Source organism: Actinoplanes sp. NPDC024001 (assembly GCF_040638955.1).
Classification (GTDB): domain Bacteria; phylum Actinomycetota; class Actinomycetes; order Mycobacteriales; family Micromonosporaceae; genus Actinoplanes.
On sequence record NZ_JBEZZB010000031.1, the window covers coordinates 1 to 25,407 of the forward strand.

21 protein-coding genes are annotated in these 25,407 nt (G+C 71.4%); 9 read left to right on the forward strand and 12 right to left on the reverse strand.

The window, feature by feature from the left end; all coding sequences use genetic code 11:
* The first annotated feature begins 56 nt into the window (after nt 1-56).
* Nucleotides 57-548: a DUF4232 domain-containing protein gene (locus AB0F81_RS14575; RefSeq protein ID WP_360196443.1), complete on the forward strand. Its 492-nt coding sequence runs from the start codon at nt 57-59 to the stop codon at nt 546-548.
* Nucleotides 549-584: 36 nt separating this feature from the next.
* Here AB0F81_RS14575 and AB0F81_RS14580 read toward each other — a convergent pair whose 3' ends face one another.
* On the reverse strand, nt 585-1,703 hold the full coding sequence (locus tag AB0F81_RS14580) for a sugar phosphate nucleotidyltransferase (protein ID WP_360196446.1): 1,119 nt from the start codon (nt 1,701-1,703) through the stop codon (nt 585-587).
* Between the two features lie 22 nt (nt 1,704-1,725).
* Entirely contained in the window at nt 1,726-2,871 is a 1,146-nt protein-coding gene (locus AB0F81_RS14585) for a glycosyltransferase family 1 protein (protein WP_360196449.1), read from the reverse strand.
* A 156-nt stretch (nt 2,872-3,027) separates the two neighbouring features.
* Between AB0F81_RS14585 and AB0F81_RS14590 the strand changes: the two genes are divergently transcribed.
* On the forward strand, nt 3,028-3,756 hold the full coding sequence (locus AB0F81_RS14590; RefSeq protein ID WP_360196452.1) for a TIGR03089 family protein: 729 nt from the start codon (nt 3,028-3,030) through the stop codon (nt 3,754-3,756).
* On the opposite strand, the gene AB0F81_RS14595 is transcribed toward AB0F81_RS14590, so the two are convergent.
* Nucleotides 3,753-5,699 carry an acetoacetate--CoA ligase gene (locus AB0F81_RS14595; RefSeq protein ID WP_360196455.1) on the reverse strand — a complete coding sequence of 649 codons (1,947 nt, stop codon included), beginning with the start codon at nt 5,697-5,699 and terminating at the stop codon, nt 3,753-3,755. The two genes, AB0F81_RS14590 and AB0F81_RS14595, sit on opposite strands and share 4 nt — an antisense overlap.
* 20 nt (nt 5,700-5,719) lie before the next feature.
* Complete coding sequence (locus AB0F81_RS14600; protein ID WP_360196458.1) at nt 5,720-6,244, reverse strand: acyl-CoA thioesterase; 525 nt, start codon at nt 6,242-6,244, stop codon at nt 5,720-5,722.
* A gap of 59 nt (nt 6,245-6,303) precedes the next feature.
* On the opposite strand from AB0F81_RS14600, the gene AB0F81_RS14605 reads away from it, so the two are divergent.
* Together AB0F81_RS14605 and AB0F81_RS14610 are read left to right on the forward strand one after the other, a co-directional pair.
* Nucleotides 6,304-7,893 (forward strand): hypothetical protein, encoded by a 1,590-nt coding sequence (locus AB0F81_RS14605; protein WP_360196461.1) that lies wholly within the window; start codon nt 6,304-6,306, stop codon nt 7,891-7,893.
* Between the two features lie 455 nt (nt 7,894-8,348).
* The gene (locus AB0F81_RS14610; protein ID WP_360196464.1) at nt 8,349-8,990 is read left to right on the forward strand and encodes a SnoaL-like polyketide cyclase; all 642 of its coding nucleotides are present in this window, start codon (nt 8,349-8,351) and stop codon (nt 8,988-8,990) included.
* A gap of 35 nt (nt 8,991-9,025) precedes the next feature.
* Here AB0F81_RS14610 and AB0F81_RS14615 read toward each other — a convergent pair whose 3' ends face one another.
* Nucleotides 9,026-10,465, reverse strand: coding sequence for an MFS transporter (locus AB0F81_RS14615; RefSeq protein WP_360196467.1), 1,440 nt, complete (start codon nt 10,463-10,465; stop codon nt 9,026-9,028).
* Entirely contained in the window at nt 10,462-11,664 is a 1,203-nt protein-coding gene (locus AB0F81_RS14620) for a M20 family metallopeptidase (RefSeq protein ID WP_360196470.1), read from the reverse strand. The genes AB0F81_RS14615 and AB0F81_RS14620 overlap by 4 nt, the downstream gene beginning before the upstream one ends.
* Nucleotides 11,665-11,719: 55 nt before the next feature.
* Between AB0F81_RS14620 and AB0F81_RS14625 the strand changes: the two genes are divergently transcribed.
* A complete protein-coding gene (locus tag AB0F81_RS14625; protein ID WP_360196473.1) occupies nt 11,720-12,808 on the forward strand; it encodes an Lrp/AsnC family transcriptional regulator in 1,089 nt (362 codons plus the stop codon).
* A gap of 6 nt (nt 12,809-12,814) precedes the next feature.
* Here the strand turns inward: AB0F81_RS14625 and AB0F81_RS14630 are convergent, their stop codons facing one another.
* From AB0F81_RS14630 to AB0F81_RS14640, 3 genes are all read right to left on the reverse strand, one after another.
* Nucleotides 12,815-14,986, reverse strand: coding sequence for a carbohydrate-binding protein (locus AB0F81_RS14630; RefSeq protein WP_360196476.1), 2,172 nt, complete (start codon nt 14,984-14,986; stop codon nt 12,815-12,817).
* Entirely contained in the window at nt 14,986-16,830 is a 1,845-nt protein-coding gene (locus tag AB0F81_RS14635) for a ricin-type beta-trefoil lectin domain protein (protein WP_360196479.1), read from the reverse strand. The genes AB0F81_RS14630 and AB0F81_RS14635 overlap by 1 nt, the downstream gene beginning before the upstream one ends.
* A 111-nt stretch (nt 16,831-16,941) precedes the next feature.
* Nucleotides 16,942-17,976 carry a LacI family DNA-binding transcriptional regulator gene (locus AB0F81_RS14640; protein WP_360196482.1) on the reverse strand — a complete coding sequence of 345 codons (1,035 nt, stop codon included), beginning with the start codon at nt 17,974-17,976 and terminating at the stop codon, nt 16,942-16,944.
* A 126-nt stretch (nt 17,977-18,102) separates the two neighbouring features.
* On the opposite strand from AB0F81_RS14640, the gene AB0F81_RS14645 reads away from it, so the two are divergent.
* Complete coding sequence (locus AB0F81_RS14645) at nt 18,103-19,113, forward strand: alpha/beta fold hydrolase (RefSeq protein ID WP_360196485.1); 1,011 nt, start codon at nt 18,103-18,105, stop codon at nt 19,111-19,113.
* A complete protein-coding gene (locus AB0F81_RS14650; protein ID WP_360196488.1) occupies nt 19,110-19,808 on the forward strand; it encodes a class I SAM-dependent methyltransferase in 699 nt (232 codons plus the stop codon). Before AB0F81_RS14645 ends, AB0F81_RS14650 begins: the two co-directional genes overlap by 4 nt.
* A 1-nt stretch (nt 19,809) precedes the next feature.
* On the opposite strand, the gene AB0F81_RS14655 is transcribed toward AB0F81_RS14650, so the two are convergent.
* On the reverse strand, nt 19,810-20,652 hold the full coding sequence (locus AB0F81_RS14655; protein WP_360196491.1) for a helix-turn-helix domain-containing protein: 843 nt from the start codon (nt 20,650-20,652) through the stop codon (nt 19,810-19,812).
* Between the two features lie 132 nt (nt 20,653-20,784).
* On the opposite strand from AB0F81_RS14655, the gene AB0F81_RS14660 reads away from it, so the two are divergent.
* A complete protein-coding gene (locus AB0F81_RS14660; RefSeq protein ID WP_360196494.1) occupies nt 20,785-21,873 on the forward strand; it encodes an FAD-dependent oxidoreductase in 1,089 nt (362 codons plus the stop codon).
* Here the strand turns inward: AB0F81_RS14660 and AB0F81_RS14665 are convergent.
* Both AB0F81_RS14665 and AB0F81_RS14670 read right to left on the reverse strand, forming a co-directional pair.
* The gene (locus AB0F81_RS14665; protein ID WP_360196497.1) at nt 21,837-22,118 is read right to left on the reverse strand and encodes a hypothetical protein; all 282 of its coding nucleotides are present in this window, start codon (nt 22,116-22,118) and stop codon (nt 21,837-21,839) included. The two genes, AB0F81_RS14660 and AB0F81_RS14665, sit on opposite strands and share 37 nt — an antisense overlap.
* Before the next feature lie 70 nt (nt 22,119-22,188).
* Nucleotides 22,189-22,599: a hypothetical protein gene (locus AB0F81_RS14670; RefSeq protein WP_360196500.1), complete on the reverse strand. Its 411-nt coding sequence runs from the start codon at nt 22,597-22,599 to the stop codon at nt 22,189-22,191.
* A 97-nt stretch (nt 22,600-22,696) separates the two neighbouring features.
* On the opposite strand from AB0F81_RS14670, the gene AB0F81_RS14675 reads away from it, so the two are divergent.
* A complete protein-coding gene (locus AB0F81_RS14675; protein WP_360196503.1) occupies nt 22,697-25,384 on the forward strand; it encodes an AAA family ATPase in 2,688 nt (895 codons plus the stop codon).
* Nucleotides 25,385-25,407 lie beyond the last annotated feature (23 nt).

A 25,407-nucleotide genomic window follows, 5' to 3' on the forward strand; every position in this document is an offset into this window, starting at 1 on the left:
TGCCGCCCGGCCCGACCTGCGCGGAGTCGTAGTGCGCGACTAGAAAGATCCGCCCGGTGGAGGCGGTCCCGGGGATATCGGCCGCCAACGCCGCCGCCGCGCGGATCGAGCTGTGCCGGATCGGCGACGTGTCGGCCACCATCGCCGTGCAGCCGGCCGCGGGCACCGAGCAGACCGCGCTGGTCACCCTCACCAACACCGGCACCGCCTCGTGCTCGATCAGCGGCTGGCCGACCATCGCCCTGGTCAACGCCGCGAACCGCCCGGTCGAGGTGCCCACCGTCAAGGTCGACGAGCCCGGCCCGGCCACCGAGTTCACCCTGGCCGGCGGCGATGCCGCCTACGCCGGCATCAAATGGGCCGGCTGCGCCAAGGGCGACGAGGGCTGCGCCGCCGGCAACACCCTGCGGTACGACCTCGGGCTCTCCACCGCGGGGCCGGTCGCCACGCTGGAGGGTTTCCCCAAGGGCAAGCGCAACAACATCACCATGCGCTCGCTGGAGATCGGTTCACTGCAGCCCACCCGGCAGGGCGTCACCGACTGGTGAGCCGCCGGCGGGCGGCGCCCACCGGCGACCGGCCGGTCAGATGTAGCCGTGGTGGCCGAGCTCCTTGAGCTCGTCGACCAGGTGCTTGACCTCCTGCGCCCGCTCACGCGGGCAGACCAGCACCGCGTCCGGGGTGTCCACGATGATCAGGTCGCTGACACCCATGGCGGCCACCAGACGACCCGATTGCGGCAGCACGACCAGGCTCTCGGCGTCGCGCAGCAGCACGGTCGGCCGCTCCAGGTCGCCGCTCTGGCCGACGATCACGTTGCCTGCCGGGTCGGCGGTGAGCACCTCGCCGAGGGTGTGGAAGTCGCCGACGTCGTTCCACCCGAAGTCACCCGGGATGGTGCCGACCCGGCCGACCGCGGCCGCGCCCTCCATCACCGCGTAGTCCACCGAGATCCGCGGCAGCGTCGGCCACACCTCGCCGAGCACCTCCTCGCGGCCCGCGGTGTCCCACGCCTGCGCGATCCGGCTCACCCCGGCCGCCAGCTGCGGCTGCTGCCGGGCCAGCTCGGCCAGGAAGGCGTCGACCCGCCAGACGAACATGCCGGCGTTCCACAGGTAGTTGCCGGACTTCACGTAGCTCTCGGCCACGTCGTACGACGGCTTCTCCTTGAACTCCTCGACCTTCAGCACCGGGCTGTCGTCGACCGAGCCGCCGCACTGCAGATAGCCGTAACCGGTCTCCGGGCGGGTCGGCGTGATGCCGAGCGTCATCAGCAGACCCTGCTCGGCGCCGGCCATCGCCTTGCGGATCACCGCGGCGAACTCGGTCCGGTCGGCGATCAGGTGATCGGAGGCGAACGAGCCCATGATCGCGTCCGGGTCGCGGCGCGCGATCACGGCGGCTGCCAGGGCGATCGCGGCACACGAGTCGCGCGGCGACGGCTCGACCAGAACGTTCTCCTCGGGCACCTCGCTGAGTTGCCGGGAGACCGCCGCGGCGTGTGCCACGCCGGTCACCACAAAGGTCCGTTCGGGGGAGGTCAAGGTGTCCAGCCGGTCCACCGTGCCCTGCAACAAAGAGGCGTCCGTGCCGGTCAGAGGGTGCAGAAACTTGGGATGACCGGCCCGGGACAGTGGCCAGAGACGGGTTCCGGTGCCCCCCGCCAGAACCACTCCATACAGCTCAGCCTGTTCGTTGCTCATGCGCGCAAAGTCTAGTCGCTGATCAAGCCGCGACCCGGTTCCACGTCGTCACGTGCACCTCCGCGCTGGACGCCCAACTGAACTCCTTGGCCCGGTCGAAACCGGCCTTCGCGAGGGTGGCCCGGCGCGGCTCGTCGTGCAGCAGATCGGCCAGGTCCTCGGCGATCCGCTCGGGCGCCTCCGTCGTGTAGGCCACCGCGTCGCCACCCACCTCGGGCAGCGAGAGCCGCGGCGTGGTGAGCACCGGCGTGCCGCAGGCCATCGCCTCCAGGATGGGCAGACCGAAACCCTCCCCGAAGGACGGGTAGCAGGCGACCAGCGAGCCGCCGAGGAAGCCGGGCAGGTCCGCGTACCGCAGGTAGCCGGGGCGCAGCAGCCGCAGGTGCGAGGGCACCTCGGCGACCGCCCGGTCGATGTCGTCGTCGTGGCCCTGACCGCCGGCCAGCACCAGAGCCGGCGGGTGCGGCCAGTCGGCGACCGCGCGGGCCCAGCCGCGGATCAGGTTCGGCACGTTCTTGCGGGGCTCCTTGGCGCCCAGGAACGCGACGTAGCCGGAGTCGCCGAGGCCGAGGCGGGCCCGCACCCGGGCCTTCTCCTCCTCGGTGGGCATGTGGAAGGCCGACTGGTCCACCCCGTGGTAGGCCACGTCGATCCGGGTCGGGTCGGCGTCGAGCAGGCGGATCAGCTCGTCCCGGGTGGCCTTGCTGGGCACGATCACCCGGCCGGCGCGGCGCAGCGACGTCTTGATGGCGCTGCGGAAGAACGTCCGCTTGGTGTTGTCGTAATGCTCCGGCTCGGTGAAGAAGGTCGCGTCGTGCACCGTGACGGTAACCGGGCATCCGGCTCGCAGGGGGCACGTGTAGAACGGCGAGTGCAGCACCTCGGCGCCCACCTGCTGGGCGAGCAGCGGCAGGCCGGTCTGCTCCCAGGCGAGGCGGGCCGGCCGGTGCACGATCGCGGCCGGGCCGGGGATCACCTCAGCCGTGGGAAGCATGCGGCGGTAACGCTCCGCATCCGAGCGCTGGGCGACAACGGCGAGGTCGACGCGGTCCGGACTGAGTTGTCCGAGGGCTCCGAGCAGTCCGTCGACATATCTGCCGACGCCGCCTCTGTCGGCGGGGACACTAGTGGCGTCGACCAGCACTCGCGGGGGGCGACCGGGGGTCACGAGGCATCTCCTTGGCGTCTCTAGACGTACCGATGCTGCGGTGTAGCTCTGACGTCGAGGGTACGCCTGCAACGCTTCGAGAAAGTGTCCGCGACACCGGCACATCGACGGCGTTCCGTCACCATCACGGACAGTGATCCATCTATCGTGAGGGTGGTGACGAACACGATCCCGCAGGCATTCGCGGCCGCCGTCCGGCGTGACTCGGCCGCACCGCTGCTGACCTGGTACGACGACGCCACCGGAGACCGCACCGAGCTGTCCGGGGCGACGCTGGACAACTGGGTCTCGAAAACCGCGAACCTGCTGATCGACGGAGTCGGCCTGGGCCACGGCGACACGGTGGCGCTGCTGCTTCCCCCGCACTGGCAGACCGCGGCGCTGCTGCTCGGCGTCTCCGCCGCCGGCCTCGCCGCCGATCTCGGCGCCGACACCCCACATTGGGTCGAGGCCCTCTTCACCACGCCGGACCGGGTCGAGACCGCGGCCGCCTGGTCCACCACCGACCGGTACGCGACCGGCCTGCTCCCGCTGGCCATGCCGCTGCGCACGCTCCCCGAGGGGTACGCGGACTACGTCACCGAGGTGCGCAACCACGGCGACCACTACCGCGGCGCACCGGTGAACTCCGCCGACCTGGCCCTCGCCGGGCCGTACGAGATGAGCCACGCCGAGGCCGTGGAGACGGCCACCGCCCGGGCCGCGGAACTCGGCATCGGCGCCGGCGACCGGGTGCTGATCGACACCGCCGTCCACCCCGACGCGGCCGACTGGCTGCTGGCGCCGCTGGTCGCCGGCGCGTCCGTGGTGCTCTGCGCCAACCTGGACCGGGCCAAGCTGGAGGCCCGGTCCACCACCGAGAAGGTGTCGGTGACGCTGGCCTAACCCCGCTCGCGGGCCAGGTCGGCGAAGGCGTGCAGCGAATCCGGGTTGGCCAGGGCCCCGGTCGCCGCCGCCCTGTCCACCGGGGTGCCGGTGAGGATCCGCTTCACCGGCACCTCCAGCTTCTTGCCGGAGAGGGTGCGTGGCAGCGCACGTACCTGATAGGCGACGTCGGGCACGTGCCGCGGGGAGAGCGCGGCACGCAGCTCTCGCGCGATCCGGCCGCGCAGGGCGTCGTCCAGCTCGGCCCCCTCGGTGAGCACCACGAAGAGCAGCAGCTCACCGTTCGGGTCGTCGGGCTTGTCCAGGTGCACCACCAGCGAGTCGGCGACCTCGGGCAGGCTCTCCACCACCGAGTAGAACTCGGCGGTGCCGAGCCGCACGCCGCCCCGGTTGAGGGTGGCGTCGGACCGGCCGGTGATCACACACGAGCCGTCCTCGCCGATGGTGATCCAGTCACCGTGCCGCCAGACACCCGGGAAGACGTCGAAGTAGGCCTCCCGGAACCGGGTGCCGTCCGGGTCGTTCCAGAAACCGACCGGCATGCTCGGCATCGGCGCGGTGATCACCAGCTCGCCGAGCTCCCCGAGGACCGGCTTGCCCGCTCCGTCGAAGGCCTCCACCCGGGCGCCGAGCATCCGGCACGCGATCACCCCGGCCCGGACCGGCAGCAGCGGGGCACCACCGACGAAGCCGGTGCACACGTCGGTCCCGCCGGACAGCGAGAGCAGTTGCAGGTCCGTGCCGACCGCCTCGTAGACCCAGGCGTAACCCTCCGGTGGCAGCGGGGCGCCGGTCGAGCCGACGCCCTTGAGCCGCTTTCCCGGTTTCAGGCCGGCCTTGCGGCAGGCCATCAGGAACGGCGCCGACGTACCGAAATAGGTGATCCCCGCGGTGTCGGCCAGATCCCACAGGGCGCCCAGGTCGGGCCAGCCCGGGTTGCCGTCGAAGAGCACGATCGCCGCGCCCACCGCCGGGCCGCTGGCCAGGTAGTTCCACATCATCCAGCCGGTGGTGGTGAACCAGAAGAAGCGGTCGTCCGGGCCGAGGTCGTGGTGCAGCGCCAGCGCCTTGAGGTGCTCCAGCAGGATGCCGCCGTGGCCGTGCACGATCGGTTTCGGCAGGCCCGTGGTGCCGGAGCTGTAGAGCACGTAGAGCGGGTGATCGAACGGAACCGGTTCGAAGGTGAGCGGTTCGTCGCCGTCGAGCTCGTGCCAGTCGCCACCGCCGGCATCGAGGTATCCGATGGTGACGACGTGCTCGATCGACGGAATCGCCGCCCTGATCGCGGAGATTTCCGGGCCGCGGTCGATGTCCTTGTTGCCGTACCGGTAGCCGTCGGTCGCGACCAGCACCTTCGGCTCGATCTGGCTCCACCGGTCGATCACGCTGCGGGCGCCGAACTCCGGCGCGCAGGACGAGAAGATCGCGCCGAGGCTCGCGGTGGCGAGCATCAGCACATAGGTCTCCGGGATGTTCGGCGCATAGGCGGCGACCCGGTCACCCTTGCCGACACCCCGGGCCTTCAGCCCGGCACGGACCCGGCGGACCTGATCACGCAGCTGCCGGGCGGTCAGCCGCACCGGCTCACGACTTTGCGAGTACGCCAGGACGACCGCCTCGTCGTCGGCCCGTCCGGGCATCCGCAGGACGTTCTCGGCGTAGTTCAGCGTGGCGCCGGGGAACCAGGTCGCCCCCGGCATGGCGGACTCGCCGAGCACGGCCGTCGGCTGGTCGTGCGCCACCACGCCGAAGTAGTCCCAGATCGACTGCCAGAAGCCGGGCAGGTCGGTGACCGACCACTCCCAGAGCGCCGGGTAATCGGCGAAGGAGAGCCCTCGCTCCTGCTCCAGCCACGCCAGATAGCGGCCGATCCGGGTGTTCTCCCGAGCGTCCGCCGCAGGCTCCCAGAGCACTGTGCCGGACGTCACCTCGCCTGTCGTCATGACCACACCTTAACGGCGGATCAATCGGCCTCCGGCTGATGCTCCGCGCGGGCCTTCTGGATGGCCTTACGCCGGGCCAGACGGTGATCCCGGCGGATCCGCGCCTCGGTGAAACGCCGCTGTTCGGCCGGGTCGCCGGGGATCACCGGCGGCACCCGGCGCGGGTGTCCGGCCGGGTCCACGGCGACGAAGACCAGGTATGCCGTGGCCACCGGCAGCGGTGTCGCCCCGACCGCGTCCCAGCGTTCCGCGGCCAGCTTCACGCCCACCTCCATGGAGCTGGACCCGGTCCAGTTGACCTGCGCGTACGCGTGCACCAGATCGCCCACCCGCACCGGCTCCAGAAACACGATCTCGTCGATCGCCGCGGTCACCGCGGTGCCGCCGCTGTGCCGTGCCGCCGCGGCGCCGGCCACGTCGTCGACGAACTTCATCAGCACGCCGCCGTGCACGGTGCCGTAGAGATTGACGTCCACCGCGGTCATGATCCGGCTGAGGGTCACCCGCGAATCAGCGGTGGGTCGTCCGGTGAGCTGTTCTTCCATGGCCGGTACGTTACGACGGCATTCGCCGCCCTTGCCGCGTCCGGGTACCGTGCCGGATCATGCGCCACCTCAGGTCGATCCTCTATGCAATTGTGCTGGCCCCGGCAATCTGGGTGTTGGCCGGCGTCGGTTTCACCCGCGACCTGAGCAGCCGCGGCCGGGAACTCTTCGCCGCCGAGTCGATCACCGGCCTGCTGCTCCTGATCTTCGCCGGCATCCTGTACGCGATCCTCACGTTCGCCCCGGTCTCTCCCGCCGGCCCGGTCCTCGCCGGCGTCGCTTTCCTGGCCGTGACGATCTGGGCGTGGAACTCCCCGGAGGCGTACGCCGGGTTGTGGCCGCCGGAGGTGGCAAAGGAGGGCTTCGACCTGAGCCGGCCCGGGTACGGACTGGCCGCGCTGCTGGCGATCCCCCTGCTGGGGACGGCGCTGAGCGCCCGGCGCTGGTCCCGCTACGAGCCGCCGGTCCTGCCGATCATCGGCGAGATCGGGCGGTTCCGGGGTGCGGCGCAGGTCCCGGGCATCCCGGTCTCCATCGCTGAGACGACGGTGCTGCGCACCGGCCGCGCCGGCGACCTGACCGTCCCGGTCGCCGCGGCGGGCGGCAATGCGGCCGATCGCACCATGCCGATGCCGGCGGCTGCGGCAGACCTCACCGTCGCGATGCCCGCCGCACGCCCAGCGGCGCCCGCAACCTCCGCAGACCCCACCGTCGCGATGCCCGCCGCACGCCCAGCGACACCCGCAACCTCCGCAGACCCCACCGTCGCGATGCCCGCCGCACGCCCCGCGACACCCGCATCCTCCGCAGACCCCACCGTCGCGATGCCGGCCGCACCCGCAGCCTCCGCGGACCTCACCGTCGCCATGCCTGCTGCGGCCGACGCACGCCCGGCGGCGCCCGCAACCTCCGCAGACGTTGCTGTCGCCGTGCCCGCGAGTCGTCCGGTGGTCGCCCGACCAGCTTCGCCGACAGCCGATAAAGCTGCTCTTCCTAATAATTCAGCAATTACCGCTAATTCAACTATCGCCAGAAAGCCCTCCTCGGAGACGACTGAGGACCAACCGGCCGAGCAACCCGAAGCAGCGGAAGAGCAGACCACTGCCCTGCCAGCCATGAACCAGGCGGAAGAACCGACCACTGCCCTGCCGGCCATGAACCAGCCGTCAAGCCGCATCGAGGGGCAGGCCATCGCACGGCCCGCGGCCGAAGACGACCAGGCCGCGAGCAGCCCCTCCGCGCATGAAGAGGCCAACTCGAAGCAAACCGAGCCCGAGAAGGCCACTTCCCAGCAGGCGCGGCCTGTACAGGAACCTTCCCAGCAGGCGCGGCCTGCGCAGGCGCCTTCCCAGCAGTCCACGCCGGACGACCTCACCTCGAACCAGGACGCGCCCGAGAAGGCTGCTTCGGACCAGGCCGCACCCGTAAAGGCCACGCCGGCGAAGCCTGCGGCGGGCGACAGCGCCACGGCCGAGGCGGACGAAGAGACGCATCGGCTCCCGAACCAGGCCGAGATCGAGGCGGCCAAGCAGGAAGCCCTGGACGACCGCACCGAGCCGCTTCAGCTGACCCCGGCCACAGTCGGCGGCGCCGAGGAGCCGACTGCCCACGTCCCCGCTCCGCGGCAGCCGTCGCCGACCGAGGCCTGACCTACCACCGCCCACCTTCACAAGACCACGGCAACAGACGCCCCGCCCGGCCCGATCTCTCCAAGATCCGCGCAGGAGAGCCCGGTGTGGCCCTGCGCTGGTCGGCGGACAGAGCAATAGGCGCATGGGCTACGGCCGGAGCGACCCGGCTCCACACACCCCACCGGGCACGCAAAGCCGCATGGGCTACGGCCGGGGCGGGGCCCGGCCGGCGGCGCGCCTGGGCGGGGAAGGCCGGCCACATCGCGCCCCACTCATCGGGACTCCAAAACGAGGCCGCGGCCGCACCCCCACCGCAATTAACTTTTGCAATCGATCGGCAAATAGGCGTTAACCGATGAGGTCTTTCGCGATCACTCCAACGTGGATACCGTGATCATCGCTTTTGGATTACGGGGGGTAACCAAACAGCAACGGGTCGGTGCCCCCTGCCCCACGCTGGAAGGAAACCCCTCTTGACCGAGACCCCGCTGTGGCTGCAGGGCCGCTCCGCCGTCGTCGAGGCCGCTGACCCGGCCGAGTGGCGGCACGGCACGCCCGACTACCACCTCTCGCACACCGTGATGCCCGCGCAGCGGACCACCGAGCACGCCCCCGGTTCGCTCGAGGCGATCGTCGAGTCGATCGTGCAGGTTTTCGAGATGGAGGTCTCGCACAAGAAGGACCCGGCCACCTGGGTCTCGATGGTGACCGAGCACTTCCGCACCAATGTGAACGGTGGCCCGTGGGCCTCCGCGCAGGACATCGCGGACATCGGCAGCTACAACGTGCTGATCGGCGACAGCCCGTTCTACCGGACCGGCAAGGAGTCGTTCGACAGCCAGCACGACATCTTCCACGGCGCCTTCCCGAACGGGTTCTACTGGGAGGTGCTGGAGGTGCTCAGCCCGCCGCCGGTGGTGACGTTCAAGTGGCGGCACTGGGGCTCTTTCGAGGGTGAGTACCACGGTCACCAGCCGAACGGGAAGACCATCGAGATGTTCGGCATGAGCGTCGCGAAGGTCAGCGACGATCTGAAGCTGCTCGAGGTCGAGCACTACTACGACCCGAACGCGTTCCTCGGCAAGCTGACCGGCGGCTGCCCGATCGCGCACTGACCGGACGGGCCGGTGCCGCCGTTCGGCGGCACCGGCTATTCGGCACGGCGGGCGAAACCCGCGGTCAGGGCGGCACCGAGGCAGAGCAGACCGCACATCAGCCAGACCACGACGTACGCGCTCTCCCGTGGGGTGTCCGCCCCGCCGAGCACGAGTGTCGCCAGGATCGCGGCGACCACCGCGCCGGCGACCGCACCGCCCAGCGTCTTGACGTTGTTGTAGAGCGCCGTGGTGATGCCGGTGCGGGACGGTTCGGCGGTCTCGGCGATCACCGTCGGCATCGCCCCGAGGGCCACGCCCGCCGCGAACCCGACCGGCACCTTGAAGGCCAGCAGCTGCCATACCTCGTCGTGCAGGAGTGCCTGCGCCAGGAACGTCGCGCCGATCACCAGGAACGCCGCGATCAGGGTGGGCCGGTACCCGAACCGGGCGGCGATCACCGCGGTCAGCGTGGATCCGGCCACCGCGCTCACCGCCGCGGGCAGGGCGACCAGGGAGATCTGCAGCGCGGTGAAGCCGAAGCCGTAGCCGGCGGTGTCGCGTTCCGCGGCCAGGAACGTCGCGTCCGGCGCCTGGCTTCCGAAGTAGACGATGCCGAAGACGAACGAGCAGAGGAAGAACGGCGCGACGTGCCGTCCGGCGAGCGCGCGCAGGTCGACCAGCGGTTCCTCGGTGCGCAGTTCGAGCAGCACCCAGCCGGCGAATCCGGCCAGGCCCACCAGCACGAGCCCGGCGGCCAGGCCGGTGGTCGAGCTGAGCAGCGAGATTCCGCTGAGCAGGGCCACCATCGAGCCGCTCAGCAGCACGACGCCGGGCACGTCCAGCTTGCCGGTGGCAAGCTGGGCGGTTTCCGGTACGGCGAGGAACGAGATCGGTACGCAGATGATCGCGAGCACCGCCGGCACCAGGAGGGTGAGCCGTGCGTCGCCGATGACCTGGTGCAGCCCGGCGGTGATCACGCCACCGAGCAGCCCGCCGAGGGTGAGCGCGCCGACCAGCCGGGCGATGGCGCGCCGGGCCAGTTCGACCGGGAGCCGGTCCCGGACCAGGGCGATCTCCAGCGGCAGCAGCGCGGCGAGCGGGCCGAGCAGGGCCCGGCCGGCGAGCAGCACCGGCAGGTTGGGTGCGAGGGCGACGAGCAGGCTGCCGGCCGCGACGCAGGCGAGGGCGACGCGGAGCATCCGGCGGTGGCCGTAGAGGTCGCCGAGGCGCCCGAAGGCCGGGACGGACACCGCGGCCGCGAGCAGCTGCACCGAGATGACCCAGTTCAGGTTGGCGTCCGAGATGTTCATCTCGGTGCCCAGGTCGGGCAGCAGCGGCGCGACGCCGAGCTGGATGAAACCGCTGGTGATCTCGAAGAAGACCAGCAGGCCGACGACCGCGCTGACCTTCTTCCGGTCGAGGACCGCGGTGGCCGCTGTGCTGTTGGGCATGCTGCCCGGTGCGGCGGGGTGCCGCTCGGTGCGGTCGTTCATGCCGAGGCGGCCTGGCGCAGGCGGGCGGCGGCGAGGGAGGCGAGCACGACGGCGGCTTCCGGGACGCTGCGGTCGTCGAAGATCGCCTGCGGCGCGTGGTTCATCGGTGCGGTGGCCGGGTCGGTGCCGGGCGGCACGGCGCCGACCATCAGGTACGCGCCCGGCACCTGCTCCAGCACGAAGGAGAAGTCCTCGGCGCCGGCCACCGGGCGGGGTGCTTCGAACGCGCGCTGCGGCCCGTACATCTCGCGGAGGGTGGCCAGTGCGAACGCGGTCTCGGCCGGGTCGTTCACGGTCACCGGGTAGTTGGCCTGGTAGTCGATCTCCACCCGTACTCCGTGGGCGTCGGCGACGCCCTGGACCACCCGCCGGACGCCGGCCTGGATGGCCCGGTGGGTCTCCGGTGAGAAGGTCCGCACGGTGGCCTGGAAGGTGCCGTTCTCCGGGATCACGTTGAACGCCGAGCCGGCGTGGATCGAGCCGACGGTGAGCACGGCCGGGTCGAAGACGTCCGCGGTTCGGGTCACCATGGTCTGCAGCGCGGTGACCATCTCGCAGAGCGCGGGCACCGGGTCGACCGCCAGGTGCGGGGAGGAGCCGTGGCCGCCCTGGCCGTGCACGGTCACGGTCACCGAGTCGGAGGCGGCCAGGATGGTGCCGGGCCGGGTGGCGACCACCCCGAGCGGCAGCACGGTGGCGGCGACGTGGATCGCGTAGGCGGCGATGACCCGCTCGCCGGCCGCGTCCAGCACCCCTTCGTCGATCATCACCTTGGCGCCGCGCTGCCCCTCCTCGCCGGGCTGGAACATGAAGACCACGTCCCCGGGGAGTTCGTCGCGCCGCGCGGCGAGCAGGTGTGCCGCGCCGACCAGCGCGCTGGTGTGGATGTCGTGCCCGCAGGCGTGCATCACACCGGGGATGGTCGAGGCGTGGTCGAGGTCGGTCTCCTCCTGGACGGGCAGCGCGTCCATGTCGCCGCGCAGCAGCACGGCCGGTCCGGGGCGCCCGCCGCGCAGCACCGCGGTGATCGAGGTGAGCGCCGTGCCGGTGGTGATCTCCAGGGGCAGGCCGTCCAGCGCGGCGAGCACCTTGGCCTGGGTCAGCGGCAGGTCGAGGCCGAGCTCGGGTTCGCGGTGCAGCGCGTGCCGGAGGGCGATCAGCCGCTCGGCGTACGGAAGCGCGTCGGAGGAGGAGAACATGGCGGTATGGTCACCAGAATGACCGGCACGGCGCGGCAATTGCAGGGATCCGCCGATGACCCCGCCTGAGACGCCGGAATCGTTCACCCTCGACGAGCTGGACTACCAGTTGGTGACCGCGTTGCAGCTGGCGCCGCGGGCCGACTGGCAGCGGATCGGCGCGGCCCTCGGGGTGGACGGCTCGACCGCGGCGCGCCGCTGGAACCGGCTGCACCGCTCGGGACACGCCTGGATCAGCTGCCTGCCCACCACGATCGCGACCGTCACCGCGGTGGTGGCGGTGATCGAGGTCGACTGCGTCGCCGGGCGCCTTCCGGAGGTCGCCGCCGGGCTGGCCGGCGACGAGAACGTGGTGACGCTGGAGCACGTGACCGGCGCCCGCGACCTGCTCATCCAGGCGTTCTTCGCCGATCACGTGGACCTGGCGCGATATCTGAGTTTCCGCCTCGGCCGGCTGCCCGGGGTGGCCGCGTCCCGCACCCAGATCGCGATCACGCTGCACACCGAGGGCAGCCATTGGCGGCTGGACCGGCTGAGTGAGCCGGCCCGGCAGTCGCTCGCCGAGACCCGGCCGCCGCAGGCCCGGCCGGCGCGCCCGTTCGACGCCGACGACCTGCGGCTGATCCGGGTGCTGAGCGATGATCCGCGGCAGCCCGCGGTGCGTCTCGCCGAGCGCACCGGGCTGAGCCCGACGACGGTGCGGCGGCGGCTGGACCGGCTGGACGCGGAGCGGTCGATCGCGTACCGGTGCGAGGTGGCCCGCTACGCCTCCGGGTTCCCGATCTCGGTGTCGCTCTGGGGCACGCTTCCGCCGGGTGACACCGGCCGGGCGGTCAGCCGGTTGAGCGGGATGCGTGAGACCCGGTTCTGCGCGACGCTCTCCGGCGCGGCGAACCTGCTGCTGGTGGTCTGGCTGCGGTCGGTGCAGGAGATCGCCGCGTTCGAGGCCCGGCTCAGCTCGCAGATCCCGGAGCTGACCATCACCGACCGCTCGGTGGCACTGTGGATCATGAAGATCGGCGGGCACCTGCTGGATCCGCTCGGACGGAACCTGCGCGCCGTACCCCTGGGGTTCTGGTCCGATCCGGCCTCCGACGCTGCCGAAGGCGAGCTTGTGGCTCGCCTCCGGCAGGCGGATGGCTGACGGCCCCTACCCGTTCAGCCGGAGGTAGTCCAGATTGAACCCCCCGGTTTCACAGTAAACCGTAAGAAGTTGATCACCGCCGGGAAGCGAGATCGGGATCCGGACCGGTCGATACGTGCCCCAGCCTCCGGTGTCCGGCACCGTGACGGTGGCGAGCACCTGCCCGGCGGCGTCGCGGATCGAGATCGCGCCCGGCACCTCGGCGCCGAGCCCGGTGGCCACACCGAGTTCCAGCTCGTAGCCTCCGCCCGCGGCCAGGTCGAAGTGGTACCTCAGCCAGTTGCCGGGTGCGGTCCAGCCGACGTTGCGGCCACCGCTGGCGGCGGCGTTGCTCTCGATGAAGGTGGCGCCACCCTCGGTCCAGCCGTGCTGCTCGGTGTAGGCCTCGGCTTCGACCGTCGCCCCGGCGGGTGCGCCGTGCGGGCGGACTGTCACGTGCACGGTCGTCTCGTCGTACCGATGACCGTCGGTGACCGCGACCGTGAGGTCGAGCTCACCGGCGACGGTCGGGGTCAGCGTGACGACACCGGTCCGGGCGTCGAGCCGGACGCCGGCCGGCAGGTCGGTCGCGTAATAGGTGAGCCGGTCGCGGTCCGCGTCGGTGGCGCGCAGCGGGAAGCGCGTGGTCGCGTACTGGTCGGCGACGACGTCGGAGACGCCGGCCAGCACGGGCGCGCGGTTGTGCCGCGGCGGCGGCGTGCGGTCGGTCCAGCGATAGGTGGCGTACGCGTGAGCCGGCACCGTCGTCCGGAAGGAGCGGTTCCCCGCAACCACCTCGACCGAGGTGTCGGTCGCGTTGCCGTTGCCGAGCACGGCGACGTATTCGCCGCGGTCACGGAAGACGACGTTGCTGACCCCGCCGTCGGTGGTGCTGGACTGCACGCGCACCTGTCCCGGCCGCAGGTACCGAGCGAACTGCCCGAGTTGGTACAGCTCGTCCCGTACCGTAAAGGTCTTGGTGGTGGTGTCCACGGTGACCATGCGGTTGGGCCACTTGCTGGTCCGGGCGACCTCGTCCCAGTCGACGTTGTTGTCCCGCTTGTCGGTCCAGTGCAGGGTGCCGCCGTCCTGGTCGGTGGCCTGCGCCCAGAGGATGTAGGAGCTCGCGTCGAGCTGGAAGTCGGCGAGCACCGTGGCCGGCGACAGGTCGCTGGTCTCGGTCAGGTGCACCGGCTTGCCGAACTCCTCGTAGGCGTCCCGCATCACCGCCGGATCCCCCCAGTACGGGTGGAACGCGATCCCGTCGGCGGCCCGTCGCGTCGCCGCGTCCTCGAAGATCCGGTGGTAGTTCTTGGTCGCCGCGCTGTTCGGATCCCGCCAGTCCCAGAAGTTGAAGTCGTGCACGTAGAGCTGCGTCTTCAGCCCCGCCCTGCGCAGCTCACGCTTGATCGCGACGGACAGCTTCTTCTGCTGATCAACGCTGATGTCCATCGCCGGGTAGACGACGTCCATGCCCGGCTCGTTCAACAACGTCAACGCGTCAACATTGATGTGTTGACGTGCGTACGCCTGGACGAACTTGACGTAGTACCGCGCGAACACGTCAATGCAGTCGTCCCGCAGCTTGCCGACCTGGTAATACTCCGTGCTGCTCCCCGGTTTGAGGGCCACCTCGCCGAGGAACCTGCGGTTCGTCTTCATCCAGGCCGGCGCACTCCACGCCGACGCGAGGAACGTCGCTTTCGGGTTGTACTTCTGGATCAGCTTGATGGTGTCGACGATGTGCAGGTCGATGTCGCGCTGGATGGAGAAGTACCTGAGGTCCCAGTCCTCGGTCACCCCGGCCGGCAGCTCGTCGTAGGACCAGAACGGCCGGTGCTCGATCAGGTCCGGGCTGCCGATGGTGATCCGGAACCGGTCCAGCCCGGCGCCGGTGCGCGGGTCGACGAGCAGCCGGATGGCCCGCTCCCGCTCGGCCGGGGTGAGTTTCCACAGGTTGGAGACGCTGGTCTCGTCGATCGAGAAGCCGACTCCGGTGTACTGCTGCCGGATCCGGCTGGGGTCGATGACGACGGTGGCGTCAGCCGGCTTCGCCGCGCTCGTCATCGGGGTCGCCGGCAGCGAAACCCAGTGCGCGGCACCGCCCGAGTAGGTCCCGGTCACGGCAGTGGTCGGGGCTGGCACCCCGGTCAGCGAGGTGGCGGCGAGGGTCGCCGCCACCAGGGACTTCAGAAGCATCAGTTGAGCACCCACTTCTGGTTGGCGCCGGTGGTGCAGGTCCAGATCTGCAGCCGGGTGGCGTCGGCGGAGTTGTTGCCGGTCACGTCCAGGCACTTGCCGGAGTACGCGTTGACCAGCCGTTGCGAGCTGTCCCGGGTCCACTGCTGCGAGCTCTGACCGTGGCAGTCCCACAGGTGCGCGACGGTCCCGTCGGCGTTCGACGGTCCACTGATGTCCAGGCACTTGCCGAGCGACCGCAGCGTGCCGTCGGACGCCCGGGTCCACTGCTGCGCGGCGCTGCCGTTGCAGGTGTAGAGCTGGATCGCCGTGCCGTTGGCGGTGGCGGCGCCCGCCACGTCGACGCACTTGCCGGCCAGCCCGGTGATCGTGCCGGTCGGCTGCGGCGTCGCGGTGCCGGACCAGGTGAAGGTCGCGGTGGTGCGGGCCGGCAGCTGGTAGACGAAGGACTGCCCGGACCAGTTCACCCGCACCGACTGCGCCGAGGTGCCGCCGTTGTGCGCGATCAGGGCTTTGGAGCCGTCCGGGTTGCGCCAGGCGACGTTCTGCACCGCGGTGTTGTTGGAGTCGATCCGCACCGCGCCCGGCTTGACGAACTTGGTGAGGTGGCCGGTCGTGTAGTACTCGACGGTGTAGTCGACCTGCCCGGCCCGGCTGCCGCCCTCCTGCACGGTGATCAGCCCGGTGCAGGTTCCGCAGCCCCCGTTGTGCGGTCCCATGTTCTGGTTCAGCGCCAGGCTCCACTTGACCAGGCTGCTGCTCCAGTTCCGGGCGTAGTTCACGATGTCGTTCAGGTCCTCGTTGTGCTGGTTGGCGATCCAGGTGCCGCCGGAGTGCTCGGTGCTGAACTGCCGCACCGACGGGTACTGGTTGTGCACCTGGGTGCCGACCGCCGGGTCACCGAAGTACCCGTGCCAGGCGATGCCGCCGAAGAGCGGATCGTTGCGGACGCCCGCGTCGCCGAGGATGGCCGCGCCGAAGTTCGCGTAGTCGCCGTAGTTCCAGTCGTGGATCAGCACCTTCGTGGTGATCCCGGCCGCCCGGAACGCCGGGTAGACGTGGTTCTTGGTGAACTCCACCAGGCCGGAGGGGTTCCAGCTCATGCCCGGGTAGTTCATCGCCGTCGGGTTCGACGCCTGGCAGCAGTTCGGCTCGTTCTGCACCGAGATGTAGTTCACCGGCACGCCCGCGGCCTGGTAGCTCTGGATGTACTTGACCAGGTACTGGGCGTACGTGGGGTAGTGCTCCCACTTGAGCCAGCCCATCTGGTCCATCCGGCCGTTGTCCTTCATCCAGCCGGGTGCGCTCCACGGCACGCCCTTCACCCGCAGCGCCGAGTTCAGGGAACGAGCCTGCTGAGTGAGCAGCCGGACGTTGGTGTCGTACCCGTTGGTGTTGAAGTCGTTGAGGTCGCAACACGTGTCGTCGAGCGAGACGTTGCCGGGCCGGGACAGGTCGGAGGCGCCGATCGGGTTGCGGACGAACGACAGGCCGATGCCCTGGGTCGGGCTGAACAGCTTCTGCATCACGCTGTCCCGGGTGGCCGCGCTGACCGGGCCGCCGCGCAGCAGGTACGCGGTGGTGTCGGTGATCGACGCGCCACCGCCCTCGAAGGTCTGGTAGGTGACGCCCTCGTTGACGGTGATGGTCTGGTTCGCGGTGCCACCGGCCGGGCCGAACGCGATCGCCGCCTGCTGCTGCATGCCACGGGTCACGACACGGCCGCCACTGTCCGAAGTGGTGGTCAGGTGGACGTTGACGGTTTCGCCGGCGGCGAGCGCGGGGGACGCGGGGGACGCAAGGAAGGTGGTGGCGCCGACCACCGCTGCGAGCAACAGCCTCATGGGGACTCCCTGCTACGAGATGTAACAGGAAGGAAACCTGCGTCAATTAAGGGCAGTCAATGAGTTGCGGTTCCGGATTGCCGTGTTCCCGTTCCGGAACCATGAAACACGTCAGGAAGGCGCCCGGCCCGTCGAGTCGCGCACCACGAGCTCGGTGGCGAGTTCCACGTGCAGCGCCTCCAGGTGGTGCCCGCCGAGCATCCGCAGCAGCAGGTTGACCGCCATCCGGCCCATCTCGCCGAGCGGCTGGCGCACCGTGGTCAGCAGCGGATGGCACGCCTCGGCCAGCTCGATGTCGTCGAAGCCCGCCACCGACAGATCCTCCGGCACCCGCAGACCCCGCTCGGCCGCCGCGCGCAGAGCGCCGATCGCCATCTTGTCGTTGAACGCCACCAGGGCGGTCGGCCGGTCCGGCAGGTCCAGCAGCTCCGCCGCGGCCCGGTGGCCCAGCTCGGTGGTCGGCTCGGCCACGAATCTGGTCAGCTCCGGCGCCTGGAGCACACCGGCGTCGGCGAGCGGCGACAGATAGCCGGCGAACCGGTTCTCGCTGGCCAGCCAGTCGCGCGGGCCGCCGATGATGCCGATCCGGCGATGTCCCAGGTCGATCAGGTGCGCGGTCAACCGGCGGGCGCCGGCGAAGTGCGCGGCGGAGACGGCGGCCAGGTTGCGCGGCGGCGGCGTACGCGGGTCAACCACCACGAACGGGAAGCCGCGGTCGCGCAGCCGGGCCAGCTCGGCACCCGGCTCGGGCGGCAGGATCAGCACCGCGCCGGCGACGTTGCGCCGGCCGGTCAGCCCGGGCAGCACCCGCTCCCGCTGGGCCGCGACGCCGGCGTTCAGGATCACCTCCAGGCCGTGCGGCTCGAGCGCCTCGGCGACCGCGGAGACGATCAGTCCGAAGTAGTCGGTCAGCACGTAGGGGCAGCGCACGAAGACACCGGTGGCCCGCTCGGCCCGGCCACCACGTCGCTGCGGTGCCTGCCGGCCCAGCGAGCCCATCGCGCTGAGCACCCGGTCGCGGGTGTGCGGGGCGACGTTCGACCGGCCGTTCAGCACCCGCGAAACCGTCGCGATCGACAGCCCGGTCTGCGCGGCCACGTCACGAACCGTGGCACGCCGCGCGGTTGTTTCATCGCCCTGTTTCATCGCCGCGAGCATAGACGCTGATACCTCGGTACTAGGGGTCATCTGGCTCCGCGGATTGACGAGCATCCCGAGCCCGCCGCCATACCTTCGCTGCGCCCCGGAGAACCACGACGCGAAGGAACGGCGATGAATCGACTGTGGATCGTCTCGGCACTGCTGGTCACCGCACCGGCGTTGTGGCTGTTCGGGCCCACGCAGGCGGACGTGCCGGCGCTGCCGCGGCACCAGGAGTGGCTCGCCGACGCGCGGCAGTTGCCCGACCCGGCCACCGCCACCCCCGGGCAGATCTCCACGTGGTTCGCGGGCCTCCCGCCGGCCCACGCCGACGAGTTGACCCGGCAGTACCCCGAGGTGATCGGCAACCTGGACGGCGTACCGGTCAGCCGCCGCTATGCGGCCAACCACGACCCCGCCCGGCCCGGCCGGCAGATCCTCGCCCTGGACCGGCGCGGCGACGGCCTGGCCGCCGAGGTGATCGGCGACCTGGCCACCGCGAACCGGGTGGCGATCCTGGTCCCGGGCGTGGCGACCGAGCTCGCCAACTTCGACACCGGCCTCGGCGGCGTGCGCCACCGGGCGCCCGCCTGGCAGGCGCGGCAACTGCACGATCAGGCCCGCGCGCTCGCGCCGGGCACGCCGGTCGCGGTGATCGCGTGGCTGGGCTACGACACCCCCGACGGCGTACGCCGGGAAGCGCTCCGTGAAGACCGTGCGGCGACCGGGGCGCTCGCCCTGGAACGGTTCGTCGCCGGTCTCGTGCAGGACCGCCCGGAGCGGCAGATCACCGTGATCGGGCACAGCTACGGGTCGATCGTCGCCGCCCGGGCAGCGTCCCGGCTCGGACCGCAGGTCACCGACATCGTGGCGATCGGCAGCCCCGGCATGGGCGTCCCGGACCGGGCGTCCCTGAACACCTCGGCGCGGGTGTGGGCGGGCAGCGCGCCGGACGACTGGATCCGCAGGATCCCCGGCGTCCGCATCTTCGGCATCGGGCACGGCCGCTCGCCGATCGATCCGGACTTCGGCGCGCTGCCGCTGCCCTGCGCCGACACGGTCGGCCATGACGGCTACTACCAACCCGGCACCTCGTCGCTGCGAGCGATGGCCGAGATCACCCTCGGCCGGGGCGCGGCATGACCATCGACATGGACCTCATCGTCGGCCTCTACTTCAAGCACGCGGATGCCCTGCGCGCGGCCCGCGAGGCGCAGGCCGCCCTGCTCCACGGCAACCGGATGCGACCACAACTCGACGACGCCGAGTCGGAGATCTGCTATCTGCTGGTGCGTGAGCTGCGGCCCGGCCGGGTCGTCGAACTCGGCGGCGGGCACGGCTGGTCCACGACCTGGCTGCTCAGGGCACTCGCCGACAACGGTTACGGCACCCTCGACACCTATGCCGGCACCGATCAGGTGGCCGGCCGGATCCCCACCGCGCTGACCCACCGCTGGCGCTTCCACCGCTGCGACGTGCGCACCACGGTCGCCCTCGACCCGGGCCACATCGACCACCTGCTGATCGACGCCACCCACACCGCGTCGTTCGCCCACTGGTACCGGCGGTACCTGCTGAACCGCCTGCGCCCCGGCACGCCGGTCGCGGTCCACGACGTCTTCCGTCGCGCCACGACCCCGTCCCGCGAGGGCCGCGTCGTCCTCGACTGGCTCGCCGCGCACGACGCCCCGCACTTCACCGTCTCCGCGGCCGCCGCGCCTCAGGAATACGCGGAGCTGACCGCCGCGAAGCGCCTCCTCGCCCTGGACGCGGTCGTCCACCGGCCCGCGCCCAACCCGATGCTCTTCTGCACGACGCCGCCGCCTCCGCCCCGGTGAGTCAGCCGGCGACGAGCCGCAGCGGCTCGCGCAGGCGGCGCAGCGCCACCGCCGTCGCCTCGTCGGCCGGCAGGTAGACGATCAGGCGCTGGTCGTCGTCGGCGGAGAGCTCGAGCGTCTCGTAGGCCAGCCGCAGCGCACCCACGCTCGGATGCCGCAACCGCAGGGTGCCGTTGGCCTGGGGCAGCCCCGGCACCGTGGCGACCCGGCCGGTGAACTCCTCGCCCGCGATCACGGTCAGCTCGTCGGCGAGCGCGGCCACGTGCGGGTCCGCCCGGAACGGCCCCTGTTTCAGGGCGGCCACCTGCTCGTCCGCGACCTGCGCCCAGTCCGGATAGGTGGCGCGCGCCCGCGGGTCGGTGAAGAAATAGCGGACCAGGTTGGGCGGATCGCCGTCGAGCAGGCCGAACGGGCCGGCCAGCCGGGCGAAACCCGGTGTCCAGGCCAGGACGTCACTGAGCTGGTTCACCACCACCGCGGCCGTCGGCTCGAGCTGATCGAGCACGGCTCGCACGGTGGGCCGGACGGTCCGGGCCGGCCCGACCTCGCCGCGGCAACTGAAATCCATGTCGGCGCCCTTGACCAGCCGATACAGGAAGACCCGCTGGGCCGGGGTGAGCCGCAGCACGCCGGCGAGCGCGGCGAGCACCTGCGCCGACGGATGGCGGTCCCGGCCCTGTTCGAGCCGGATCAGATACTCCACGCTGACCCCGGCGAGGGTCGCCACCTCGGAGCGGCGCAAACCCGGCGTACGCCGTCGCTCGCCCGCGGGGAGGCCGGCCTCGGCCGGCGTGATCGCCTCCCGCCGGCTGCGCAGGAACAGTCCCAGCTCGTTGTCGCTCACCGATCGACCGTAACAACGCCGCAGGCCGTCAGGGTGTCCCCCGCACTACCACCCTGAGCGCGGCCTCCCCGCCGCCCGCCGCGCCGATCAGAGTCGATCCCGACGACAGCGAACCTGCGAGAGGCGGACGAGATGACTCCGACAGTGGTTGTGGTGGGCGGCGGTTACGGCGGCATCGCGGTGGCGAAGGCGCTCGACGATGTCGCCGACGTCACCCTGGTCGAACCGCGCGAGACCTTCGTGCACAACGTCGCCGCGCTGCGCGCGACAGTCGATCCGGAGTGGACCGACAAGATCTTCATTCGGTACGACGGGCTGCTCCCCCGCGGCCGTGTCCTGCGAGACCGCGCGTCCCGGGTCTCCGCGACCGAGGTCGAGCTGGCCTCCGGCGTCCGGCTCCCGGCCGACTACGTGGTGCTGGCGACCGGTTCCGCCGCGCCTTTCCCGGCGAAGATCGACATCCCGCACCGGGACGTCGCGGCCGCCCGGCTGGCCCAGACCCGCGACGCCCTGCACCGCGCCTCGACAGTGCTGCTGCTCGGCGCCGGCCCGATCGGCCTGGAGTTCGCCGGGGAGATCAAGGCGGCCTGGCCGGAGAAGTCGGTCACGGTGCTCGACCCCGGCCCCGACGTGCTCGGCGGCCGCTTCCCCGAGGAGTTCCGCGCCGAGTTGCGCCGCCAGCTCGACGCGCTGGGCGTACGCCTGATCCTGGGCACCTCGCTGCGTGCCCAGCCGGAGCCGGCGCCGGGAAGCCTGCGCCCGTTCACCGTGACCACCGCCGAGGGTGACGTGCTCGCCGCCGACCTGTGGTTCCCGTGCTTCGGCTCCGGCGTCCGCACCGACTACCTGGACGCCGCGCTGTCCCCGGCCCGGCAGGCGGACGGCCGGCGGGCGGTGACGCCGCAGCTGCGCCTGACCGGGCAGGAGACGGTCTTCGCGGTCGGTGACGTGACCGCCCTGCCCGAGCTCAAGCAGGCCCGGGCCGCGGGTGAGCACGCCGAGGTAGTGGCCGCCAACATCCGTGCGCTGATCCGCGGTGAAGCACCGCACCGGGAGTACCACCCGGCGCCCGACGCGATGCTGGTGCCGCTCGGTCCGGCCGGCGGCGCCGGTTATGCACCGGAGTGGGGCCTCGTCGGGCCCGAGGTGACCGTTCAGTACAAGGGGACGTTCTTCCTGGACGACTATCGGGAGCTGCTCGGCGCCTCGATCCTGGCCTGATCGACCGTCTCGCGGCGGCCCGCCAGCCGGCGCCGCGCCGCTCCGAACAGGGCGAGCGCGGCGAGGACGCCGGGGCCCATGTGCACCGCCAGCACGCCGGCCAGGGCCGGGCCGCCCCAGTCGTCGCGGTAGGTCGCCGGATCGGTGACGTCGATGACGAACGGTTCGGCGACCGCTCGGGCGATGAGGTAGAGCCCGAGGATCACCCCGAGGACCTTGAGTACGCCGATGGCGAATCGCTTCATGTCTTCGACGGTAGGAACGCCACCTCCCGGCTGCATCGGGATGATCCCGGATACCGTCCACCAGGGGTTTTCACCGCCTCTTGCGAAGACCGGCGAGTTGCAGGACGGTGAAGCCCGCCACCACGACCGCCTGCGCGATCACCAGTGCGACACCGAGGCCGGTGAGCGTGATCCCATCGACGAGAAGGAGCTCGACGCTCGCGGCCACCCACCCGACGTTGACCGCGATCACGACGCCGGCGGCGACCCTGCTCACCGTCGGCCGTGACGCGAGAACCAACAGCGCGGTCGCGAAGACCACCAGGAAGGCGCCGATCGGGTAGAGCAAAGCGGCGGGGAGGCCGAACATCTCGCCGAATACCGCCGCCACGACCAGGTAGACGACTCCGTTGGCGCCCGAGCCGATCGCGTCCTGCTTGAGGGCGAAGCGGAGCAGTCTGGCGTCCGTGGCGGTCTTGATGTTGCCCGCGATGGCGGTCATTCGTGGGTCCCTTCGTAGTACCTGAAGTGCTCTGGTCACGAAGCTACGAAGTCCTGCGCCGATCCGAATCAGTCGTCGTGACGGTAGGTTCCTGACTGTGCTGCACGGCAGATCTGGCGAGCAGGCGGACCTCGACCGTGTCCTGGCACTGGCGCGCGGCGGCCGCAGCGGGGTGCTGCTCATTCGGGGCCCGGCGGGGATCGGCAAGTCGGCGCTGCTGGACTACGCCGCGCGGGGCGCAGAAGGCATGCGAGTGTTGCGGAGCGCCGGTGCGGAGTCCGAGGCCACCTTGCCGTTCGCCGCGCTCCACCTGCTTCTGCGCTCCGGCCTGGACCGCATCCCGGCGCTGCCGGACGCGCAGGCCAGGGCGCTCAGCGGCGCTCTGGGGCTGGGCGACATCGCTCCCGCGAACCGGTTCCTGGTCGGGCTGGCCACGCTGAACCTTCTGTCCGAGCTCGCCGGTGACGGTGCGCTGCTCTGCCTGATCGACGACGCGCAGTGGATCGACCCGGCATCCATGGATGCCCTGGTGTTCGCCGCCCGCCGGCTCGAGGCTGAAGGCGTCGCGATGATCTTCGCGGCGCGCTCCGGATTCCCTGCCGTGGGGCTACCCGAACTGCGGCTGGGCGGACTCGACGATGCGGCCGCTGCCGCCCTGCTCCCCGCCGGTCTCCCGCCACAGGTACGAGAGCGGCTCCTCTACGAGTCGGCCGGCAATCCCCTGGCGCTCATCGAACTACCGGCTGCGCTCACCGCCGAACAGCGGGCGGGACGGTTGTCCCCGGTGGGGGCGATGCCCGTCGCCGATCGCGTCCAGGAGGCGTTCCAGGCACAGATAGCCACGCTTGCCGAGCCGGCACGGACCGCACTGCTGATCGCTGCGGCGGACGGCACTGGGGAGATTCACACCCTGGTTCGTGCGGGGGCCACCCTGCACGGCCTGGAAGCGGCCGCCCACCGGCACCTCATCGAGGTCCGGGGAGCGGTTGTCGGCTTCAGACATCCCCTCATCAGGGCCGCCGCCTACCAGAGCGCACCCGTGACCGCGCGCCTTGCCGCCCATCGAGCCCTGGCCGAAGCCCTCGCCGGCTCAGCGGCTGCCGACGCGGCCGACCGGCGAGCGTGGCATCTGGCTGCCGCAACGGTCGGCCCCGACGAGGGCGTGGCACGAGAACTGGAGCAGACGGCGGCACGGGCGCGCACCCGGGGTGGCCACGCCGCGATCGCGGCCGCCTACGAACGGGCCGCCGAACTCGCCGACGATCCGGCACGACGATCCGCCCGGCTGGCCGCAGCCGCGTTGGCAGCGAGTGACGCCGGTCTGATGAGCCGCGCCGCCGAACTGGCCGACCGGGCCGCCCCGGACGTGGACGATCCGGACCTGATCGCCGCGCTGATCCAGGTCCGGGCTCACCGCCGGTTCGAGCTGAGCACCCCACAGGAGGCCGGGCGGATCATCGTGGACAGCATCCCCCGCGTAGCGGCCCGTTCCGCCGAGCGGAGCGCCTGGCTGCTGGTGGAGGGAATCCGCTGCGCCTGGTACGCCGGGGACCACCGCCTGGCCGAGGAGGCCGCCGCGTGCCTTCGCGCGCTTCCCGGCATCGACTCGCCGTTGATCGACGGCGCGCTCGGGCTGGCCCGCATGGTGAGCGGAGACTTCGGCGGCGGGATCACCCTGCTGGGAGAGGCGGTGACCCCGGAAGCGCTTGCCGGGCTGGGGGTGCCCGGGCTGAGTTTCGCTGCCTCGCTCTGCCTGCCGTTGGGCCGCCCCGACCTCTGTCAGGAGATCAACCTTCGCGTGGCGGCGGACTGCCGCGACAGCGGGATGATCGGCTGGCTCTCCTTCGCGCTCGAGAATCAGGGATTCGCGCAAGGGATGCTCGGCCGGTACGACGAAGCCACCGCCTCGGTGACCACCGGGCTGCGGCTGGCGACGGACCTGGGGCACGAGCATCGGATCAGCCACCTCACGTGTGTTCTCGCCTGGGTCCTCGCTCATCAGGGAGACGTGCGGGGATGCCGGGCGAAGGCCGACGAGGGACTGGCGAGAGCCGGCGAGCGAGGTCTCGCGCCCGCGGCGGCGATCGGGCGCTGGGCGCTCGGCCTGCTCGAACTCGGCCGGGGCCGGCCGGATGCGGCCCTGGAGCACCTGGAGGCCATCCCACCGGCGGGCATCGCCGTCGCGGCGGCCGCGGACCAGGTGGAAGCCGCCGTCCGCAGTGGCCGGCCGGAACGGGCCAGGGAACCACTTGCCCGCTACCTGACCTGGGCGAAGCACGCCGGTCGGCCGTCGTCGGACGCGATCGCTCTGCGCTGCCGCGCCCTGGTCGAGGACGACGGGAGACACTTCGCGGAAGCCGTGCACCGCCACGCGGAAGGTGATCAGCCGTACGAGCACGCGAGGACGCGCCTCGCCTTCGGTGAGTGGCTGCGCCGAGCGCGACGGCGGGCGGACGCACGCGCGCAGCTGCGGGAGGCACTCGAGACGTTCGAGCAACTCGGTGCGACGTCGTGGGCGGAACGGGCCCGTGCGGAGCTACGCGCGACCGGGGACGTCCCGGCAGCGCCGCGCCGGGCCGGCGACCCGCTGAGCGTCCTCACCGCCCAAGAGCGTCAGGTCGTACGCCTGGCGGCCGCCGGCGCCTCCAACCGCGACATCGCCGGGCAGCTCTTCCTCAGCCCGCGAACCGTCGGATACCACCTCTACAAGGCCTTCCCCAAGCTGGGCATCACGTCACGGGCACAGCTGGCGGCCATCGTCCGGGCGTCGTCGAGGCCCGACTGAAGACGGGGGCCGACTCTCTGAGT

Coding starts and splice junctions, on each gene's coding strand:
- AB0F81_RS14600 (WP_360196458.1), bottom strand. CDS start 6,244: ATGGAAGAACAGCTCACCGGACGACCCACCGCTGATTCGCGGGTGACC.
- AB0F81_RS14620 (WP_360196470.1), bottom strand. CDS start 11,664: ATGTTCTCCTCCTCCGACGCGCTTCCGTACGCCGAGCGGCTGATCGCC.
- AB0F81_RS14635 (WP_360196479.1), bottom strand. CDS start 16,830: ATGAGGCTGTTGCTCGCAGCGGTGGTCGGCGCCACCACCTTCCTTGCG.
- AB0F81_RS14595 (WP_360196455.1), bottom strand. CDS start 5,699: ATGACGACAGGCGAGGTGACGTCCGGCACAGTGCTCTGGGAGCCTGCG.
- AB0F81_RS14615 (WP_360196467.1), bottom strand. CDS start 10,465: ATGAACGACCGCACCGAGCGGCACCCCGCCGCACCGGGCAGCATGCCC.
- AB0F81_RS14645 (WP_360196485.1), top strand. CDS start 18,103: ATGAATCGACTGTGGATCGTCTCGGCACTGCTGGTCACCGCACCGGCG.
- AB0F81_RS14665 (WP_360196497.1), bottom strand. CDS start 22,118: ATGAAGCGATTCGCCATCGGCGTACTCAAGGTCCTCGGGGTGATCCTC.
- AB0F81_RS14670 (WP_360196500.1), bottom strand. CDS start 22,599: ATGACCGCCATCGCGGGCAACATCAAGACCGCCACGGACGCCAGACTG.
- AB0F81_RS14580 (WP_360196446.1), bottom strand. CDS start 1,703: ATGAGCAACGAACAGGCTGAGCTGTATGGAGTGGTTCTGGCGGGGGGC.
- AB0F81_RS14660 (WP_360196494.1), top strand. CDS start 20,785: ATGACTCCGACAGTGGTTGTGGTGGGCGGCGGTTACGGCGGCATCGCG.
- AB0F81_RS14650 (WP_360196488.1), top strand. CDS start 19,110: ATGACCATCGACATGGACCTCATCGTCGGCCTCTACTTCAAGCACGCG.
- AB0F81_RS14625 (WP_360196473.1), top strand. CDS start 11,720: ATGACCCCGCCTGAGACGCCGGAATCGTTCACCCTCGACGAGCTGGAC.
- AB0F81_RS14640 (WP_360196482.1), bottom strand. CDS start 17,976: ATGAAACAGGGCGATGAAACAACCGCGCGGCGTGCCACGGTTCGTGAC.
- AB0F81_RS14605 (WP_360196461.1), top strand. CDS start 6,304: ATGCGCCACCTCAGGTCGATCCTCTATGCAATTGTGCTGGCCCCGGCA.
- AB0F81_RS14630 (WP_360196476.1), bottom strand. CDS start 14,986: ATGCTTCTGAAGTCCCTGGTGGCGGCGACCCTCGCCGCCACCTCGCTG.